This window comes from Serratia sp. PF-27 (assembly GCF_030053255.1).
In the GTDB taxonomy this organism is placed as follows: domain Bacteria; phylum Pseudomonadota; class Gammaproteobacteria; order Enterobacterales; family Enterobacteriaceae; genus Serratia; species Serratia bockelmannii.
On record NZ_JASGBT010000006.1, the window covers coordinates 56517 to 77032 of the forward strand.

General features: G+C 63.2%; 13 protein-coding genes. 10 read left to right on the forward strand and 3 right to left on the reverse strand.

What is annotated here, in order from left to right; all coding sequences use genetic code 11:
• Positions 1-2 precede the first annotated feature (2 nt).
• The 5 genes from ppx (at position 3) to QMZ29_RS02130 (ending at position 7516) form a co-directional block, all read left to right on the forward strand.
• The gene (gene ppx / locus QMZ29_RS02110) at positions 3-1553 is read left to right on the forward strand and encodes an exopolyphosphatase (RefSeq protein ID WP_025303850.1); all 1551 of its coding nucleotides are present in this window, start codon (positions 3-5) and stop codon (positions 1551-1553) included.
• A gap of 181 nt (positions 1554-1734) precedes the next feature.
• Positions 1735-1917, forward strand: a complete 183-nt coding sequence (locus QMZ29_RS02115) for a YfgG family protein (protein WP_004941600.1) — start codon at positions 1735-1737, stop codon at positions 1915-1917.
• 103 nt (positions 1918-2020) lie between these two features.
• Positions 2021-3454, forward strand: coding sequence for a magnesium transporter (gene mgtE, locus QMZ29_RS02120; RefSeq protein ID WP_025303851.1), 1434 nt, complete (start codon positions 2021-2023; stop codon positions 3452-3454).
• Between the two features lie 185 nt (positions 3455-3639).
• Positions 3640-6969 (forward strand): diguanylate cyclase, encoded by a 3330-nt coding sequence (locus QMZ29_RS02125; protein WP_261426484.1) that lies wholly within the window; start codon positions 3640-3642, stop codon positions 6967-6969.
• A 193-nt stretch (positions 6970-7162) separates the two neighbouring features.
• Positions 7163-7516, forward strand: coding sequence for a DNA-binding protein (locus QMZ29_RS02130; protein ID WP_025303853.1), 354 nt, complete (start codon positions 7163-7165; stop codon positions 7514-7516).
• A 6-nt stretch (positions 7517-7522) separates the two neighbouring features.
• Here the strand turns inward: QMZ29_RS02130 and alkA are convergent, their stop codons facing one another.
• Positions 7523-9013 (reverse strand): DNA-3-methyladenine glycosylase 2, encoded by a 1491-nt coding sequence (gene alkA / locus QMZ29_RS02135; protein WP_173888288.1) that lies wholly within the window; start codon positions 9011-9013, stop codon positions 7523-7525.
• A gap of 164 nt (positions 9014-9177) precedes the next feature.
• On the opposite strand from alkA, the gene yegD reads away from it, so the two are divergent.
• Together yegD and QMZ29_RS02145 are read left to right on the forward strand one after the other, a co-directional pair.
• Positions 9178-10530 (forward strand): molecular chaperone, encoded by a 1353-nt coding sequence (yegD, locus tag QMZ29_RS02140; protein ID WP_025303855.1) that lies wholly within the window; start codon positions 9178-9180, stop codon positions 10528-10530.
• Positions 10531-10581: 51 nt separating this feature from the next.
• On the forward strand, positions 10582-11148 hold the full coding sequence (locus tag QMZ29_RS02145; protein ID WP_261426494.1) for a GNAT family N-acetyltransferase: 567 nt from the start codon (positions 10582-10584) through the stop codon (positions 11146-11148).
• Here QMZ29_RS02145 and QMZ29_RS02150 read toward each other — a convergent pair.
• Together QMZ29_RS02150 and QMZ29_RS02155 are read right to left on the reverse strand one after the other, a co-directional pair.
• Entirely contained in the window at positions 11145-11762 is a 618-nt protein-coding gene (locus QMZ29_RS02150) for a pyridoxamine 5'-phosphate oxidase family protein (RefSeq protein WP_261426496.1), read from the reverse strand. The genes QMZ29_RS02145 and QMZ29_RS02150 overlap by 4 nt on opposite strands.
• A gap of 68 nt (positions 11763-11830) precedes the next feature.
• Positions 11831-12784, reverse strand: coding sequence for an aldo/keto reductase (locus tag QMZ29_RS02155; RefSeq protein WP_261426499.1), 954 nt, complete (start codon positions 12782-12784; stop codon positions 11831-11833).
• 272 nt (positions 12785-13056) lie between these two features.
• Here QMZ29_RS02155 and QMZ29_RS02160 point away from each other — a divergent pair, with 272 nt between their 5' ends.
• The 3 genes from QMZ29_RS02160 to mdtC are packed head-to-tail and all read left to right on the forward strand — an operon-like array spanning position 13057 to position 20506.
• Entirely contained in the window at positions 13057-14310 is a 1254-nt protein-coding gene (locus QMZ29_RS02160; protein ID WP_060448095.1) for an MdtA/MuxA family multidrug efflux RND transporter periplasmic adaptor subunit, read from the forward strand.
• The gene (locus tag QMZ29_RS02165; protein ID WP_025303860.1) at positions 14310-17429 is read left to right on the forward strand and encodes an MdtB/MuxB family multidrug efflux RND transporter permease subunit; all 3120 of its coding nucleotides are present in this window, start codon (positions 14310-14312) and stop codon (positions 17427-17429) included. Before QMZ29_RS02160 ends, QMZ29_RS02165 begins: the two co-directional genes overlap by 1 nt.
• A complete protein-coding gene (mdtC, locus tag QMZ29_RS02170) occupies positions 17426-20506 on the forward strand; it encodes a multidrug efflux RND transporter permease subunit MdtC (protein ID WP_282980697.1) in 3081 nt (1026 codons plus the stop codon). The genes QMZ29_RS02165 and mdtC overlap by 4 nt, the downstream gene beginning before the upstream one ends.
• The last annotated feature ends 10 nt before the right edge of the window (positions 20507-20516 follow it).

The following is a 20516-nucleotide window of genomic DNA, read 5'->3' on the forward strand; positions in this document are numbered from 1 at the left end:
CTATGCCGCTAAAAAACACTGCATCGAACAAACCGCAGGAAATCGCCGCCATCGACCTCGGGTCGAACAGCTTCCACATGGTGATCGCCCGCGTCGTCAACGGCGCTTTACAGGTATTGGGCCGTTTGAAACAACGGGTACATCTCGCCGACGGATTGGACAGCAACAACGTACTCAGTGAAGAGGCGATAGAACGCGGCCTGGCCTGCCTGGCGCTGTTTGCCGAACGGCTGCAGGGCTTCCCGGCGGATAACGTCACCATCGTCGGGACCCACACCCTGCGTCAGGCGGTGAACGCCGAAGTATTCCTCAAGCGCGCCGCCAAAGTGATCCCCTACCCGATCGAAATCATCGCCGGCCAGGAAGAGGCGCGCCTGATCTTCATGGGCGTGGAACACACCCAGCCGGAGAAAGGCCGCAAGCTGGTGATCGACATCGGCGGCGGCTCCACCGAGCTGGTGATCGGCGAAGACTTCGAGCCGCTGCTGGCGGAAAGCCGCCGCATGGGCTGCGTCAGCTTCGCCCAGCTGTTCTTCCCCGGCGGAGAGATCAGCAAAAACAACTTCCGCCGCGCGCGGCTGGCGGCGGCACAGAAGCTGGAAACGCTGGCCTGGCAGTACCGCATTCAGGGCTGGCAGTACGCGCTGGGCGCCTCGGGTACCATCAAGGCCGCCCACGAAGTGCTGGTGGCGATGGGAGAAAAAGACGGTCTCATCACCCTGGAACGCCTGGAAATGCTCGCCGAACAGGTGCTGCAGTTCAAAAGCTTCGGCTCGCTGAGCCTGCCGGGGCTGTCGGAAGACCGCCAATCGGTGTTCGTGCCGGGGTTGGCTATCCTGTGCGGCGTGTTCGACGCGCTGGCGATCCGCGATCTGCGCTTGTCCGACGGCGCGCTGCGCGAAGGCGTGCTGTATGAAATGGAAGGCCGTTTCCGCCACCAGGACATCCGCAGCCGCACCGCCAAGAGCCTGGCCGATCACTACAACATCGACCGCGAACAGGCCAAACGGGTGCTGGAAACCACCGAGTTGCTCTACTCACAGTGGATGGCGCAAAACACCAAGCTGGCGCATCCGCAGCTGGAGGCCCTGCTGAAATGGGCCGCCATGCTGCACGAGGTGGGGCTGAGCATCAACCACAGCGGCATGCACCGCCATTCGGCCTACATTCTGCAAAACTCCAACCTGCCTGGCTTCAATCAGGAACAGCAGCTGCTGCTGGCGGCGCTGGTGCGCTTCCACCGCAAGGCGATCAAGCTGGAAGAGCTGCCGCGCCTTAACCTGTTCAAGAAGAAACACTACCTGCCGCTGATCCAGCTGCTGCGTCTGAGCACCCTGCTCAACAACCAGCGTCAGTCGACCACCACGCCGGAAACGCTGCGCCTGACCACCGACGACAACCACTGGACGCTGCGTTTCCCGGCCGGCTACCTGGCGCAAAACAACCTGGTGCAGTTGGACTTCGAGCGCGAGCAGGCCTACTGGAACGACGTCGTCGGCTGGAAGCTGCTGATCGACGAAGAAGGCTCGCAAGACGAACAGCGCTCCGCCTGATCCTTCGCCCCCTGCCAGCCAGGGGGTTTTTCTTTCCGCCCCCGCTCCGCCAACCTAAACGAAACCCTAATACGGCGCGCCGCTCGCCGGAAAAAAATGGACAACTTTTGTCATCAGCGCCTAAAATCCGGTTACAAATTCTCGAGCGAATAACACAGGACACCGGCATACCGGGTGATATATGCGCAAGAAAACCACCGGACAGATGACGAAGATAGTGTTGTTTATCAGCTTTATCATTTTAGTCGGCCGACTGCTGTACGCCGCCGTGGTGGCGGTGCCTCATCATCAGGAAAAAAAGCAGGCCGCTGCGCAAAACGCCGCCGAAGTCAGCGCGCCGCAACAGGACGCCTCCTCTGAATAACCGCCGCGCCCCGTCCGTTTCATAAAAATGACTCCGGCACTCGCTATGCTCTATCTTTTAATGAGCCTGCGTCAGGAACGCCGAGCGCCCGTTAAGGAACACCATGTCAGCCGCAACCCATAACGTCAAAAAAGTCGCTGAACACCGCCAGCGCATTCTTACTCTGTTGTTGAACAATAAGGAATTGGTCGACGGCATTCTCGGCCGGCCGGGGGATGAACACGCCCTCAGCCAAAGCGAACGGCTGAACCAGACGGCGGAAATTACCGGCCTGCTGGACGACATGCACGCCGCCGACCTGGCGGACCTGCTGGAAGCGCTGCCGCAGGACGAACGCATGGCGCTGTGGCGGCTGGTGGGCAACAGCAAGCGCGGCCAGACGCTGGTGGAAGTCGCCGAGCCGGTCTGGGACAGCCTGATCGAGGAAATGAGCGACAAAGACCTGCTCAAGGCGATCAAAACGCTGGATGTCGACGAACAGGCCTACCTGGCGCAATACCTGCCGCGTAACCTGATGGGCCGGTTGCTGACCTCGCTGGAGCCGGAGCAGCGCGCCCAGGTGCGCGAGATGAGCCAATACGCCAAAGACAGCGTCGGCTGGATGATGGATTTCGAACTGGTGACGGTGCGGCCGGACGTCACGCTCGGCGCGGTGCACCGCTTTTTGCGCATGCGCAAAACCATTCCCGACGCCACCGATAAACTGTTCGTCACCGACCGCAAAAACACCCTGCTGGGCGAGCTGCCGCTGACCGCGGTGCTGCTGAACGATCCGGAGATCCCGGTGCGCGACGTGATGGACAGCGATCCCGCCACCTTTCAGCCCGAAGACAAGGCCGATGATGCGGCCGGCGCCTTCGAACGTTATGACCTGATCAGCGCCCCGGTGGTTGATGCCAAAGGCAAACTGATGGGCCGCCTGACCATCGAAGAGATCGTCGACGCCGTCAACGAAGAGAGCGACACCAATTTGCGCCGCATGGGCGGTTTGAGCCCGGAAGAAGACGTGTTCGCCCCGGTCAGCAAGGCGGTCAAGACCCGCTGGGCCTGGCTGGCGATCAACCTCTGCACCGCATTCATCGCCTCCCGCGTGATCGGCCTGTTCGAACACACCATTTCCCAGCTGGTGGCGCTGGCGGCGCTGATGCCGATCGTCGCCGGCATCGGCGGCAACACCGGCAACCAGACCATCACCATGATCGTGCGCGCGCTGGCGCTGCACCAGATCGAAGTCGGCAATATCTCGCGCCTGATGTTGAGGGAGCTGGGCGTCGCCATCATCAACGGCGTGGTGTGGGGCGGCATCATGGGCGTGATCACCTGGCTGCTGTATGGCGACGCGGCGATGGGCGGCGTAATGACGCTGGCGATGCTGCTCAACCTGCTGCTGGCGGCGCTGATGGGCGTGGTGATCCCGATGACCATGCTCAAACTGGGCCGCGATCCGGCGGTCGGCTCCAGCGTGCTCATCACCGCGCTGACCGACACCGGCGGCTTCTTCATCTTCCTCGGCCTCGCCACCCTGTTCCTGCTGTAAGACGCTCAAAGCCGGCCCCGCGCCGGCTTTTTCGTCATTCTGTCGCCGGGCCTGCGCTAATGCAGTAAAGTCGGCCCTCCCGGTAGGTTTTCCTCTCACGCTGTACTACCCTTTGCCAATAAATCGCCTTAATTCATTCACGTCATGAATTCAATCACAGGCAGAGGCCATCGGTAAGGGTGTCTATGGAGATCAGCGCGCCGAACACGTTCGGCACACACAAAGGCGTCGTGCTGACGCATTCCCTGTTCGTGGCGCTGGCGACGTTTTTGCTCGCCTTGCTGAGCCTGTCGTTATCCAGTGAGGCTCATCACTTCACGCCGCTGTGGTTCCCGACCGCCGCCGCGATCGCCGTGCTGTTCCGCCACGCCCCGCGCCACTGGGGCCTGCCGCTGCTGGCCAGCGGCCTCGGCATCGTGCTCGCCAGTTTCTTGCTGTTCGGCGTCAGCGCCACTCCCGTCAAGCTGGCCGCCATCAACCTGTTGGAAGCGGCGGTTTGCGCCCTGCTGCTGCGCCGCACGCTGCCGGCGAACGATCCGCTGAGCGATCTGGGCTGCTGGCTGCGCTTCGTGGTCTGCGCGGTGATCTTTACCCCGTTGTTCAGCGCGCTGCTGGCCGCCGGACTGCCCCCAACGCCGGACCAGACGTTTTGGCAATCGTTCGGCACCTGGTTCATCGCTGAGGCGATAGGGGTGCTGTCGCTGGCGCCGCTCGGGCTCACCTATCACCGCCGCCTGTTGGCTGGGCTGAATCCGTATCCGCTGCTGTTGACCCTGATGGGATCGCTGGCCTTCAGCTATCTGGCGCTGACGCATCTGCCCTTCCCCTTTACCTTCGTCATCCTGCCGCTGCTGTGGGCGGCTATCGCCCTGTCGCGCTTCGAAACCTTCACCGTCTGTTTCTGTACAATCCTGCTGATCACCGTCCTGCTGTCGCTGGGCCTGATGCGCCTTACGTCTTCCCGGCACACTTTCCTGGGCGAACTCGGCCTCTATCTGCCGATGTTGCTGATCCTGATCCCGGCGCACGCCATGGCGATGGTGATGCACACCTTCCGGGTGGAGAAACAGCACATCGTCGAGAGCGAGAGCCGGTTTCGCAGCGCGCTGGAGTATTCCGCCATCGGCATGGCGCTGGTGTCGCCGGAGGGCAAATGGCTGCAGGTCAATCAGGCGCTGTGCAAACTGCTCGGCTATCCGCCCGAAAGACTTTATCGCCTGACCTTTCAAGAGATCACCCACCCGGACGATCTGAACGCCGACCTATCCCAACTGCACGAACTGCTCGACGGCCATATCAGCAGCTACACCCTAGAGAAGCGCTATATCCGCAGCGACGGCCAGACGGTCTGGGCGCTGCTGGCGGTCTCGCTGGTGCGCGACGGCGAAGGCCGGCCGTTGTACTTCATCTCTCAGGTCGAGGACATCAGCGGCCTCAAACGCAGCGAGGCGGAGAACAACCGGCTGGTGGAGCGCATTACGCTGGCCAACCAGGTGGGCGGCGTCGGCATCTGGGAATGGGTGATGAACCAGGAAAACTTCACCTGGGATCAGCGTATGTTCGAACTCTACGATCTCAATCCCGACCAAACGCCGACGCAGGCGCTGTGGCGCAGCCTGCTGGTGCCGGAAGATCGCGAGCGCACCGATCGCGAACTGGCCGAGATCCTGGCGCAGCCGCGGCCATTCATCATGGAGTTTCGCATCACGACGCGCGGCGGCAAAGTGCGCCATATCCGCGGCCAGGGCAACGTGATCCTCGACGACCACGGCCGGCCGCTACGTATGATCGGCACCAATATCGACATGACCGAGCTCAAGAGCCTCGCCGAGGCGCTGCACGAAGAAAAGGAGCGCCTGCACATCACTCTCGACGCCATCGGCGAAGGGGTGATCTCCACCGACAGCCACCTGCGTATCACCTTTATGAACCCGGTGGCGGAACAGATGTGCGGCTGGCCGCTCGAACTGGCGATCGGTATGCCGGTCGCCGGCGTGGTGCGCCTGACCAACGGCAAAGACGGCCCGGAAATCGAAAACCTCACGCAATACCCACGGCAATGGCCAGCGGATTATGCGCTGGTGCTGCACAGCCGCGACGGGCGTTATTTCGACGTGCAGCAGTCGGTCTCACCGCTGAAAACTCTCGACGGCGAAACCATGGGCGCGGTGATGGTGCTGCAGGACGTCACCGCCTCGCGCGAACTGATGAAAAAGCTCAGCTATAGCGCCTCGCACGATGCGCTGACCGGGTTGCCGAACCGCACCCGCTTCGAGAAGCAGCTGAAGGCGGCGATCGCCGCCACCGGGGAACCGTCGCCGCCGCATTCGCTGGTATTCCTCGATCTGGATCGGTTCAAGGCGGTGAACGACACCGCCGGCCATGCGGCGGGCGATGCCTTGCTGCGCGACATCGCTCAGTTGATGCGCCACCAGCTGCGCAATAGCGACTGCCTGGCTCGGTTGGGTGGCGACGAGTTCGGTCTGATCCTGTTCGACTGCCGGCTGGAACAGGCCAAATCGCTGGTACAGCAGGTGGTCAACCAAATCAGCCAGCATCCGTTCTATTGGGAAGGAAAAATTTACCGCGTCGGCGCCAGCGCCGGCATCACGCACATCAGCGGCGACGCCCAAAGCAGCGAACTGTTGGCGCAGGCCGACATCGCCTGCTACACCGCCAAACACCACGGGCGCGGCCAGGTTTATCTATACGAAACGCGGCAAAAACAGCTGCTGGAACGGCAGCATGAATTGCTGAACTCGCAGGAGGTACAGGCCATCATCAGCGAGGGGCAACTGCGGCTGCTGACCCACGCGGTCGCGCCGCCGGCGACGCCGCTGTCGGCCGCGTTCCACCAGGTGAAGCTGCAGGTGATGGCACCGGACGATCGGCCGCTGCCGCACGAGGCGTTCATCGCCGCCGCGCAGCTGTACGGCCTGATGCCGGATATCGACCGCTGGGCGGTGGCGCAGCTGCTGGTATCGTGCGCCGACGACATCAAGCGCAAGGGGCTGTCGCTCGCGTTGCCGCTGGCCACCGACAGCCTGCTGAGCACCGACTTCCAGCGCGAGCTGACGGAAACGGTGCGCGCCTCCTCGCTGCCGCCGCAGGCACTGCTGTTTAGCGTCGATGAGGCTGCGGTGCTGGAACATGCCGCGCAGTGCCGGGCATTTCTCCGCGAGCTGCAGCAGCTGGGCTGCCGACTGATCGTCAACGGCTTTGGGCATAACATCAATGCCTTCGATGAGTTGGGCGATCAGAAGATAGACATCATTCGCATCGATGAGCGCTTTATCACCAACGTGCACTGCAACCAGATGGACGAGCTGATGGTCGCGATGCTCAACGGCGCGGCGCATCGAATCAAGGCGCAGACGCTCGCCGGGCCGGCCCACCAGCCGGTGACGCTGCAGGCGCTGCGCGATATCGGCATCGATCTGGCGGACGGCGATCAGGTGGCGCTGGAGCAGCCGCTGGCGGTGTTGCTCAGCGACGGTTATTTCGGCATTCGCTAATCCCTCTTCCTCACCGGCGCCGTCGCACGGGCGCCGCCGCACTCCCCCGTATTTCACATTGTGTTAACCCATACGAGATTAGTGATATAAATAACACCTTAGGCTTAAACGATTAAGTAAGATGAATCGCCCATGCGAGTATCAGCGTATCCGTTGATTTTCCTCGACATGTGATGACTCAGGATAAGGGACTATGGAAAAGAAATGGTTTTCCGCCAGGGAACTGATGGGGAAGGCGGGGTTGCCCTCAACCCCACAAGGAGTCAATTTGATGGCCCGGCGAGAAGGCTGGGTCAGTCGCCGCCGCAGCGGCGTACAGGGCAAAGCGCTGGAATACCATATCGACAGCCTGCCATTCGGCGCGCGCAGCCTCTCGGCGTTGCACGAGGCCGATCATCCGGACTACGACGTCAAACGCCAGGATCCAATACGGGTCTGGATCGAGTATTACTATCACCTGACGCCGGCCGAACGGGAAAAGCTGCTGGCGTTCCTGATGCGTGAAGGCATGAGCCGCTTGCTGCAGCTGATCGAGTCCCCCCGCTAGCCACGTTCAACTCTCCCCTTCCGGCGCCCAGCCGCCGTTGTGCCACAGGTGCAGCGTGGCGTAAGAGCGCCACGGGCGCCAGCGCTCGGCGTAGCGTTCAATCTGGCGCGGCGTCATGCCAGGGAAACGCTGTTTGATCAGGTAGTCGCCGGCCAGGAACACGTCCGGCCACGACCAGGCGCGCATCGCGATATAGCTGGCGGTCCAGTTGCCGATACCGGGCAGCGCGGTCAGCGCCTTGATGCCCTGTTCGATATCCAGCACGTTGTCGAGCTGCAGCCGCCCTTCGCCCAGCGCGCGGGCAATCTCGATCAGCGCCGCCGCACGCTTCACCTGCACCCCGAGCGGGCGCAGTTCTTCGGGCTGCAGCTGCGCCACCCGTTCTGCGGTGGGGAAAACGTGGGTGATGCCCTCATGCGGCGTTGCCAGAGCTTCCCCCCAGCGTTCGGCCATCCGCCCGGCGAAGGTCGCCGCCATTTTCACGCTGACCAGTTGCCCCAGCACCGCACGCGTCGCCTGCTCGAAACTGTTCACGCAGCCCGGCAGGCGCAATCCCGGCGCATCGGCCGCCAGCGAGCCCAGCGCCTCATTAATGCGATCCGGCGCGGCGTCCAGATCAAACAGCAAGCGGACCCGGCGCAACACCTCCGTCGTCACCAGACTGAGCGTCGGCGCTACCTCGACCCGAACCCGATTGCGCGCCTCTTCCGGCTGCACGCTGAACCAGCCGCGGTGTTCAGTGCCCCCCTGGCTGACGGCGATCGAGCGCAGGTAGCGGCGCCCCTCGACCCGCTCCACGCCCTGCACGGCGCGCGCCTGCAAGAAATTCAGCATGCGATCCCAGTCATAGGGCGGCCGATAGCCCAGGTGAAACACCAACCCGCTGGCGGCCGCCCGTTCACCACGCGCGCCGCCGCTGCGCAGCGCCGACGGGATCAGGCGGTAGCGCGCCTTGAACAGCTCGTTGAAACGCCGCAGGCTGCCGAAACCGGCGGCGAACGCCACCTCGCTGAGCGGCAGGTCGGTATCCGCCAACAGGCGCTTGGCCTGCAGCAGCCGGTGCGACTGCGCGTAATCGATCGGCGAAGCGCCAAACTGCTCGGCGAAGATACGCCGCAGGTGGCGATCGGAAATGCCGAGCCGCGCCGCCAGCGCTTCGCAACTGTGTTCGGACAGATAGCCCTGCTCGATGAGCTGCACCGCCACCTGCGCATAGCGGTTGCCCAGATCGATCAGCGCCAGGCCAGGGGCCAGTTCCGGTCGGCATTTGAGGCAGGGGCGAAACCCCGCCAGTTCAGCCGCCGCCGCGCTCGGATAAAAGGTGCAGTTTTCCCGCTTCGGCGTGCGGGCGCTGCACACCGGGCGACAATAGATGCCGGTGGAAGAGACGCCGACGAAAAAACGGCCGTCGAATTTGCGGTCACGCGCGCGCAGCGCGTCGTACAACGCTTGCTGTTGAGTATTCATGGCAACGCTCGGGTTCGGTTTTTTCTGCATTATGGGGCTCGCCTGACGCGCTGACGTGCGGAATTCGGACATTAAGTTAAGCACGCCGCCGCCGCGCCCGCTAAATTTTTCGACACTCGCGCATTGGTGCATTGCCCGCCGGCCCCGTCTCGGGTAAAGTCGCCCCCCTTCATTGGCATGGGGACAAAAAAGAGATGTTTATTGGATTCGATTACGGGACAGCCAACTGTTCCGTTGCAGTGATGCGCGACCACGGCCCCGAGCTGTTGACACTGGAAAACAACGAGCCGTATCTGCCTTCGATGCTGTGCGCGCCGACCCGCGAAGCGGTGAGCGAATGCCTGCACCGCCATTGGCAGGTGCCGACCGGCAGCGAAGAAAACCAGCAGCTGCTGCGCCGCGCCATCAGTTACAACCGCGAAGAAGACATTCCGGTCAACGGCGACAGCGTGCTGTTCGGCCTGCAGGCGCTGGCGCACTATATGGAAGATCCCGAAGAGGTGTACTTCGTGCGCTCGCCGAAGTCCTTCCTCGGCGCCAACGGCCTGAAACCGCAGCAGATCGCGCTGTTCGAAGACCTGGTGTGCGCCATGATGTTCCACATCAAACGCCAGGCGGAAAACGTGCTGCAGACCGGCATCGATCAGGCGGTGATCGGCCGGCCGATCAACTTCCAGGGCATCGGCGGCGACGAAGCCAACCGGCAGGCGCAGGGCATTTTGCAGCGCGCCGCCGAACGTGCCGGTTTCAAGGACATTGAATTCCAGTTCGAGCCGGTGGCAGCGGGGCTGGACTTCGAGGCGACGCTGAGCGAAGAGCAAACCGTGCTGGTGGTAGACATCGGCGGCGGCACCACCGACTGCTCGGTGCTGCTGATGGGGCCGCAGTGGCGCGACCGCGCCGATCGTCAGCAGAGCCTGCTGGGCCACAGCGGCTGCCGGGTCGGCGGAAACGATCTGGACATCATGCTGGCCTTCAAACAGCTGATGCCGCTGTTCGGCCTGGGCGGCGAAACCGCGAAGGGCATCGCCCTGCCGGCGCTGCCTTACTGGAACGCGGTGGCGACCAACGACGTGCCGGCGCAAAATGACTTCTACAGCGCCGCCAACGGCCGCGTGCTGCGCGATCTGATCCTCGACGCGGCGGAGCCGGAAAAGGTCAAACGCCTGCTGAAAGTGTACCAACAGCGCCTGAGCTACCGATTGGTGCGGGCGGCCGAAGAGAGTAAGATCGCCCTGTCCGGCCAAACGGCCATCAGCGCGCCGCTCAATTTCGTGCAGGCCGATCTGGCGGAGAGCATCAGCCAGGCTCAGCTCGCCGACGCCATTTCGCAGCCGTTGATGCGCATTCAGGAGCAGGTCAGCGCCGCGCTGGCCAGCAGCCAGACCGCGCCGCAGGTGATCTACCTGACCGGCGGCAGCGCGCGCTCACCTCTGCTGCGCGCCGCGCTGCAACAGCAGCTGCCGGGCATTCCGATCGTCGGCGGCAACGACTTCGGCTCAGTCACCGCCGGGCTGGCGCGCTGGGCGCAAACGCTGTTCCGTTGACAGCCCAAGGGCGCGGCTCGCCGCGCCCTTGTTCATTGGAGGCTATGCATCATGTCGACCATCCTTACCCTCGACAGCGCCAGGCTGCGGCTGCGCGCCTGGTGCGACGACGATCTGCCGGCCTTCGCCGCGCTTAACGCCGATCCGCAGGTGATGCGCTATTTCCCGGCGACGATGACGGCCGAGGAAAGCCACGCGCAGGCCGAACGCATTCGCGCCTTCATGCAACAACATAGCTGGGGGCTATGGGCGGTGGAAGTGAAAGGCGGCGCGCCTTTTATCGGTTTTGTCGGGCTGGCGCGGCCGGGCGACGATCTGCCTTGTGCCCCCTGCGTGGAGATTGGCTGGCGGCTGGCGGCGGCTCACTGGGGCAACGGCTACGCCGCTGAGGCGGCGCGCGCCGCGCTGGCGTACGCCTTCGACACGCTGCACTTGCCGGAAGTGGTGTCCTTCACCGCCGAAAATAACCAGCCGTCGCGCCGGGTGATGACGCGCATCGGCATGCAGTTTGACGGCGAAACCTTCCTGCATCCGCGCCTGCCGACGGGCCATCCGCTGCAAAAGCACGTCTTGTATCGGCTGAACCGGCAAATGTGGCGCGAACGCCACGGCGATTAATACAGCGTATCCTTCAGCCGCTGCGGCAGCGCGCTGTCGTACTCCTCACCGTCGAAGCGCGTTTGGCTCACCGCGGCCAAAATATGGCCGGGGCTGGGCAGCGCCGAACGTTCGAGGCGGCTGCCCTCTTCCCACAATCCCGAACGCAAGATCGCCCGGCTGCACTGGAAGAACACCGCCTCCACCCGAATGCGCAGCACCGAACGCGGCAGCTGGTTGCGATGGACGAAGCGCTGCAGCACCGCCGGCGCCACCACGATCTCCGCCCGCCCGTTAATCCGCAGCGTTTCGCCGATGCCGGGGATCAGCAACAGCAGCGCCACCCGGTTGTCGTGCAGGATATTGCGCAAGCTGTCGATGCGGTTATTGCCGCGACGGTCCGGCAGCAGCAGGGTTTTCTCGTCTTCGATATGGATAAAACCGGCCGGATCGCCGCGCGGAGAGACATCCATGCCGTCCGGCCCGACCGTCGAGAGCGCGGCAAACGGCGCCGCCTCGATAAACGGACGGTACGCCGGGTGAATATAGCTGACTTCTTTAAAAACCGAGGGCGCGGCGGGTTTGCCGTACAGCTGTTCCAGCGTCGCGAGGTCGTTGATGATATCACCAGACATTGCGGGTTCCTGAATGGGCCATGTTAACCCCTTCAGCATAGAGCAAAATCGCCGCCGGGTAACGCCCCCTACTCGGCGCTGGCGTCGTTCAGCGCCTGAATGTCGTCCGCATCCAGCGTCAGGCGGGTGGCGCTGACCAACTCATCCAGCTGCGGCAACGAGGTCGCACTGACGATCGGCGCGGTGATACTCGGGCGCGCTATCAGCCAGGCCAGCGAAACCTGCGCCGGGGAGCTGCCGTGTTTGCCCGCCACCCGATCCAGCGCCGCCAGAATGCGGAAACCGCGCGGGTTCAGGTAGCGTTCGACGATGCGATCGCCGCGCTGGCTTTTGCCCTCGTCCGCTTTGCTGCGGTATTTGCCGGTCAGAAAACCACTGGCTAGCGCGAAGAAGTTGATCACCCCGAGGCCATGACGCTGCGCCACGCCTTCCAGCTCGGCTTCATACCCTTCGCGCGCATACAGGTTATATTCCGGCTGCAGGGTTTCGTAGCGCGCCAATCCGTTGCTCTCGCTCACCCGCAGCGCTTCTTCCAGGCGATCCGCCTGATAGTTGGAGGCGCCGATCGCCCGCACCTTGCCGGCCTTGATCAGCGCATCGAACGCCGCCAGCGTCTCTTCCAGCGGCGTATCGCGGTCATCGTCGTGCGACTGATAAAGATCGATATAATCGGTTTGCAGGCGACGCAGCGAGTCCTCCAACGCCTGCTGAATATAGCGCGGCGACAGCCCCTGCTTGCCTTCGCCCATCGGTTTGCCCACCTTGGTGGCGATGATCACCTGGTCGCGCTTGCCGCTCTTCTTCAGCCATTCGCCGATGACGGTTTCCGATTCGCCGCCCCGGTTGCCCGGCGCCCAGCTGGAATAAACGTCGGCGGTATCGATAAAGTTGAGCTGATTGTCCACCAGCGCATCCAGCAGGCTGAACGAGGTCGCTTGATCCGCCGTCCAGCCGAACACGTTGCCACCGAAGGTTAACGCCGGCACCTGAATGCCGGAACGACCCAGTTGTTTCTTGCTCATCACAAAGGCTCCATGGGTTAAATGATTTGCCTGTTAATTATTAGCGCCAAATACAGGAAATCGTTAAAACGTATTAGCTATAAGCCGGAATAAATCACTTATAAACATAGCACGCGCAAATCACCCACTTATTAAGACAATGCTGACGGTTCCTCCATATTTCCTTCATTTTTATGCCGTCTTCGCTGGCTAAACTAGTATCCTGTAAGGAGTGTCATTTTTGTGGCAATGAGTGCCCGCGCCCCTGCCTTTTGGAGAGAATTTTCACCACCATGAATGCAAAACCCCAACGTCGTTCCCTGCTGCTGCGCCTGCTGGTTGCGGCGATTGCGATCATCGTCGCCGTTCTGGCCTGGCGCCATTTCAGCGCCGCCCAACCGACCGCTGGGACGACGCCGGGCGCGCACCAGGCCGCCGGTAAAACGGGAGCGGGCCGCGCGGCGGGCGGCAGACGCGGCGCGCCGATGTCGCCGGTGCAAGCGGCGACCGCCACGCAACAGACGGTGCCACGCTATCTTTCCGGCTTGGGCACCGCCACCGCCGCCAATACCGTGACCGTCACCAGCCGGGTCGATGGCCAACTGATGGCGATCCACTTTACCGAAGGCCAGCAGGTCAAAGCCGGCGATCTGCTGGCGGAAATCGATCCCCGGCCATTCCAGGTTCAGTTGACCCAGGCTCAGGGGCAGTTGGCAAAAGATCAGGCCACGCTGGCCAACGCCCGACGCGATTTGGCGCGCTATCAGCAGCTGGTGAAAACCAATCTGGTGTCCCGTCAGGAGCTGGATACGCAGGCCTCGCTGGTGCAGCAGACCGAAGGCGCGATCAAGGCCGATCAGGGCGCGGTCGACAGCGCCAAACTGCAGATCACCTACAGCCGCATCACTGCGCCAATCGACGGCCGCGTCGGCCTGAAACTGGTCGACGTCGGCAACTACGTTACCAGCGGCAGCACCACCGGTCTGGTGGTGATCACGCAGACGCACCCGATCGACGTGGTGTTCACGCTGCCCGAAGGCAGCATCGCCGATCTGCTCAAGGCGCAAAAAGCCGGGCCGGTGAGCGTCGAAGCCTGGGATCGCACCAACCAGAACAAGCTGACGACCGGTTCGCTGCTGAGCCTGGACAACCAAATTGATACCGCCACCGGCACCATCAAGCTGAAAGCGCGCTTCGCCAACGAAGATGACGCGCTGTTCCCCAATCAGTTCGTCAACGCGCGGCTGCAGGTGGATACCCTGCACGATGCGGTGGTGATCCCGACCGCTGCGCTGCAGATGGGCAACGAGGGCAACTTCGTTTGGACGCTCGGCGAAGACAACAAGGTCAGCAAACATCGGGTCACCGCCGGCGTGCAGGACAGCCGACAGGTGGTGATCAGCGCCGGTCTCAACGCCGGCGATCGGGTGGTGACCGACGGCATCGATCGCCTGACCGAAGGCATGCAGGTGGAAGTGCTCGCGCCGAGCGAAGCGCCGGCGGCGGCCAACGCCAAGCGCGAACCTGACGTTCAGAGGAAGTCCTGATGCAGGTGATGCCTCCCAACGCCGGCGGCGGTCCGTCCCGCCTGTTTATTCTGCGTCCGGTCGCCACCACGCTGCTGATGGTGGCAATATTGCTGGCGGGGATTATCGGTTATCGCGCGCTGCCGGTGTCCGCCCTGCCGGAGGTGGATTACCCCACTATCCAGGTGGTGACGCTGTACCCCGGCGCCAGCCCGGACGTGGTGACCTCCGCCATTACCGCGCCGCTGGAACGCCAGTTCGGCCAGATGTCCGGCCTGAAGCAAATGGCGTCGCAAAGCTCCGGCGGCGCCTCGGTGGTCACACTGCAGTTCCAGTTGGCGCTGCCGCTCGACGTCGCGGAGCAGGAAGTGCAGGCGGCGATCAACTCCGCCACCAACCTGCTGCCGACCGATTTGCCTTACCCGCCGATCTACAGCAAGGTTAACCCCGCCGATCCGCCGATCCTGACGCTGGCCGTGACCTCCACCGCCATGCCGATGACGCAGGTGGAAGACATGGTGGAAACCCGCGTGGCGCAAAAAATTTCTCAGGTGACCGGCGTCGGCCTGGTGACGCTGGCCGGCGGCCAACGCCCGGCAGTGCGCGTAAAATTGAACGCGGCGGCGGTCGCCGCCTATGGCCTGAACAGTGAAACCATTCGCGCCGCCATCAGCAACGCCAACGTCAACTCGGCGAAAGGCAGCCTTGACGGCCCGACCCGATCGGTCACCCTCTCCGCCAACGACCAAATGAAATCTGCCGACGACTATCGCCAGCTGATCGTCGCCTATCAGAACGGCGCGGCGATCCGCCTGCAGGATATCGCCACCATCGAACAAGGGGCGGAAAATACCCGACTGGCGGCCTGGGCCAACAAGCAACAGGCGATCGTGCTGAACATCCAACGCCAGCCCGGCGTCAACGTCATCACCACCGCCGACAGCATCCGCGAAATGCTGCCGACGCTGATTAAAAGCCTGCCCAAGTCAGTCGACGTCAAGGTGTTGACCGATCGCACCACCACCATCCGCGCCTCGGTCAGCGACGTGCAGTTCGAGCTGCTGCTGGCGATCGCGCTGGTGGTGATGGTGATCTACGTGTTCCTGCGCAACGTGCCGGCGACCATTATCCCCAGCGTGGCGGTGCCGCTGTCGCTGGTGGGCACCTTCGCCGCCATGTACTTCCTTGGCTTCTCCATCAACAACCTGACGCTGATGGCGCTGACCATCGCCACCGGCTTCGTGGTGGACGACGCCATCGTGGTGATCGAGAACATCTCGCGCTACATCGAGAAAGGGGAAAAACCGCTCGACGCCGCGTTGAAAGGGGCCGGCGAGATCGGCTTCACCATCATCTCTCTGACCTTCTCGCTGGTGGCGGTGCTGATCCCGCTGCTGTTCATGGGCGACATCGTCGGCCGCCTGTTCCGCGAGTTCGCCGTCACGCTGGCGGTGGCAATTTTGATCTCCGCCGTGGTGTCGCTGACGCTGACGCCGATGATGTGCGCACGCATGCTCAGCCACGAATCGCTGCGCAAGCAGAACCGTTTTTCCGCCGCCTCCGAACGCTTTTTCGACCGGGTGATCGCGCAATATGGCAAGTGGCTGAAAACGGTGCTTAACCATCCCTGGCTGACGCTCGGCGTGGCCGTGGGCACGCTGGCGCTGACGGTATTGCTGTACCTGCTGATCCCGAAAGGTTTCTTCCCGGTGCAGGACAACGGCATCATTCAGGGCACGCTGGAGGCGCCGCAGAGCGTCTCGTTCAGCAACATGGCCGAGCGCCAGCAGCAGGTCGCGGCGCAGATCCTCAAAGATCCGGCGGTGGAGAGCCTGACCTCGTTCGTCGGCGTCGACGGCAGCAACGCCACGCTCAACAGCGGCCGGCTGCAGATCAACCTAAAGCCGCTGAGCGAACGCAGCGAGCGCATTCCGGCGATCATCAGCCGCCTGCAGCAGCAAACGGCGCAGTTCCCCGGCGTGAAGCTGTATCTGCAACCGGTGCAGGATCTGACCATCGATACCCAGGTCAGCCGCACCCAGTACCAGTTCACCCTGCAGGCAATGTCGCTGGACGATCTCAGCCTGTGGGTGCCGCAGCTGATGGATGAGCTGAAGCAAACCCCGCAGCTGGCGGACGTCACCAGCGACTGGCAGGATCAGGGGCTGGTGGCCTATGTCAACGTCGATCGCGATTCGGCCTCCCGCCTCGGCGTCACCATGAGCGACGTGGACAATGCGCTGTACAACGCGTTCGGCCAGCGCCTGATCTCCACCATCTACACCCAGGCCAATCAATACCGCGTGGTGCTGGAGCACGACGTCAGCGCGACACCGGGGCTGGCGGCGCTCAATGAGATCCGTCTGAGCGGCAACGACGGCGCCGTAGTGCCGCTGAGCGCCATCGCCAAAATCGAAGAGCGCTTCGGCCCGCTGTCGGTCAACCATCTCGATCAGTTCCCGTCGGCCACCGTTTCGTTCAACGTCGCCGACGGCTACTCGCTCGGCGAGGCGGTCGACGCGGTCACCCAGGCGGAAAAAAATCTCAATATGCCAAGGGACATCACCACCCAATTCCAGGGGGCGACCCTGGCCTTCCAGGCGGCGCTCGGCAGCACGCTGTGGCTGATTTTGGCGGCGGTGGTGGCGATGTACATCGTGCTGGGCGTGCTGTATGAAAGCTTCATTCATCCGGTCACCATCCTCTCCACCCTGCCGACCGCCGGGGTCGGCGCCCTGTTGGCGCTGATGTTGGCCGGCAGCGAGCTGGACGTGATCGCCATCATCGGCATCATCCTGCTGATCGGCATTGTGAAGAAGAACGCCATCATGATGATCGACTTCGCGCTGGCGGCGGAACGCGAGCAGGGTTTATCGCCGCGCGACGCCATCTATCAGGCCTGTCTGCTGCGTTTCCGGCCGATCTTGATGACCACGCTGGCGGCCTTGCTCGGCGCGCTGCCGCTGATGCTGAGCACCGGCGTCGGCGCGGAGCTGCGGCATCCGCTCGGCGTCTGTATGGTCGGCGGTTTGATCATGAGCCAGATCCTGACGCTGTTCACCACGCCGGTGATCTACCTGCTGTTTGACAAGCTGGCGCGCAACACGCATCGCCAGCTGGATACGCAGGAGCTGCCGTGAAATTCTTCGCCCTGTTCATTCACCGGCCGGTGGCCACCACCCTGCTGACGCTGGCCATCGCCATCAGCGGCGCGATCGGCTTTCGCCTGCTGCCGGTGTCGCCGCTGCCGCAGGTGGATTTTCCGGTGATTTCGATCAGCGCGTCGCTGCCGGGCGCCTCGCCGGAAACCATGGCGTCCTCGGTGGCGACGCCGCTGGAGCGCGCGCTGGGCCGCATCGCCGGGGTTAACGAAATGACCTCGATGAGTTCGCTCGGCAGTACCCGCGTCATTTTGCAGTTCGATCTCGATCGCGACATCAACGGCGCCGCGCGCGACGTGCAGGCGGCGATCAACGCCGCGCAAAGCCTGCTGCCGACCGGCATGCCGAGCCGCCCCAGCTACCGTAAGGTCAACCCTTCCGACGCGCCGATCATGATCCTGACGCTGACCTCGGACACCTACAGCCAGGGGCAGCTTTACGATTTCGCCTCCACCCAGCTGGCGCAGAAGATCAGCCAGACCGAGGGCGTCGGCGACGTTTCCGTAGGCGGCAGCTCGCTGCCGGCGGTGCGGGTGGAGCTGAACCCTTCGGCGCTGTTCAATCAGGGCGTGTCGCTGGACAGCGTGCGGCAGGCCATCGCCAACGCCAACGTGCGCCGTCCGCAGGGCGCCGTGGAAAACCCGCAGCAGCGCTGGCAGATCCAGGCCAACGACGCGCTGAAAACCGCCGATGCTTATCGTCCGCTGATCATTCATTACAACAACGGCTCGGCGGTGCGTTTAGCCGACGTGGCCGAGGTCAAAGACTCGGTGCAAGACGTGCGTAACGCCGGGATGACCGACGCCAAACCGGCGATCATTCTGGCCATCAGCCGCGCGCCGGACGCCAACATCATCGAAACCGTCGATCGCATTCGCGCCGAGCTGCCCGCCCTGCAGGAGAATATCCCGGCCTCGATTCAACTCAACGTCGCGCAGGATCGTTCGCCAACCATCCGCGCGTCGCTGGCCGAGGTGGAACAGTCGCTGGCGATCGCCATCGGGCTGGTGATCCTGGTGGTGTTCATCTTCCTGCGCTCCGGGCGCGCCACGCTGATCCCGGCGGTCGCCGTGCCGGTGTCGCTGATCGGCTCGTTCGCCGCCATGTATCTGTGCGGCTTCAGCCTCAACAACCTGTCGCTGATGGCGCTGACCATCGCCACCGGCTTTGTGGTGGACGACGCCATCGTGGTGCTGGAAAACATTTCCCGCCACGTCGAGGCCGGCATGAAACCGATCAACGCCGCGCTGCTGGGCGCGCGGGAAGTCGGCTTCACCGTGCTGTCGATGAGCGTTTCGCTGGTGGCGGTGTTTATCCCGCTGCTGCTGATGGAAGGCCTGCCCGGCCGGCTATTCCGCGAGTTCGCCGTCACCCTGTCGGTATCGATCGGGCTGTCGCTCATCGTCTCGCTGACGCTCACGCCGATGATGTGTGCCTATTTGCTGCGCCACCAGCCGGCGCGTTCGCAGCGGCGCGCGCGCGGCTTCGGCAAAATGCTGCTGGCGCTGCAGCAGGGTTACGGACGCTCGCTGAACTGGGTGCTCGGCCACTCGCGCTGGGTGCTGGCGGTGTTCCTCGCCACCGTTGCGCTCAACGTCTGGCTGTATATCAGCATCCCGAAAACCTTCTTCCCTGAACAGGATACCGGGCGTCTGATGGGCTTTATCCAGGCCGACCAAAGCATTTCGTTCCAGGCGATGCGCGGCAAACTGGAAGACTTCATGAAAATCGTGCGCGAAGATCCGGACGTGGAAAACGTCACCGGTTTTACCGGCGGCTCGCGCACCAACAGCGGTTCGATGTTCATCTCACTGAAACCCCTGTCGGTACGCAGCGACGACGCGCAGAAAGTGATCGCCCGCCTGCGTGCCCGCCTGGCCAAAGAACCGGGCGCCAGCCTGTTTCTGATGGCGGTACAGGATATCCGCGTCGGCGGCCGGCAGGCCAACGCCAGCTACCAATATACGCTGCTGGCGGACGATCTCGCCGCGCTGCGCGAATGGGAGCCGAAGATCCGCATCGCGCTGGCCGCATTGCCCGAGCTGGCGGACGTCAACTCGGATCAGCAGGATAAAGGCTCGGAGATGGATCTGGTCTACGATCGCGAAACCATGGCGCGCCTCGGCATTTCGGTGTCCGACGCCAACAACCTGTTGAACAACGCCTTCGGCCAGCGACAGATTTCGACCATCTATCAACCGCTCAACCAATACAAAGTCGTGATGGAAGTGGCGCCGCCTTACACTCAGGACGTCAGCTCGCTGGACAAAATGTTCATCATCAACAACGAAGGCAAGGCGATACCGCTCTCCTACTTCGCCAGTTGGCGACCGGCCAACGCGCCGCTGTCGGTCAACCATCAGGGGCTGTCCGCCGCCTCGACCATCTCCTTTAACCTGCCGGACGGCGGCAGCCTGTCGGACGCCACCGCGGCGGTAGAGCGCACCATGACTCAGCTCGGTGTGCCGTCCACGGTGCGCGGCGCGTTCGCCGGCACCGCCCAGGTATTCCAGGACACCCTGAAGTCGCAGCTCATCCTGATCCTGGCAGCGATCGCCACGGTGTATATCGTGCTCGGCGTGCTGTATGAGAGCTATATCCATCCGCTGACCATCCTTTCCACGCTGCCTTCCGCCGGCGTGGGGGCGCTGCTGGCGCTCGAGCTGTTCGGCGCACCGTTCAGCCTGATCGCGCTGATCGGCATCATGCTGTTGATCGGTATCGTGAAGAAAAATGCCATCATGATGGTCGACTTCGCGCTCGAAGCGCAGCGCAACGGCGGCATCAGCGCCCGCGAGGCGATTTTCCAGGCCAGCCTGCTGCGTTTCCGGCCGATCATGATGACCACGCTGGCGGCGTTGTTCGGCGCGCTGCCGCTGGTGCTGACCCGCGGCGACGGCGCGGAGCTGCGCCAGCCGCTCGGCATCACCATCGCCGGCGGCCTGGTGATGAGCCAGCTGCTGACGCTGTACACCACCCCGGTGATCTACCTTTACTTCGACCGGCTGCAGGCGAAGTTCCGCCGCAACAAGCAACTGGCCCCGCTGCCCCATTAATGGCCGACCG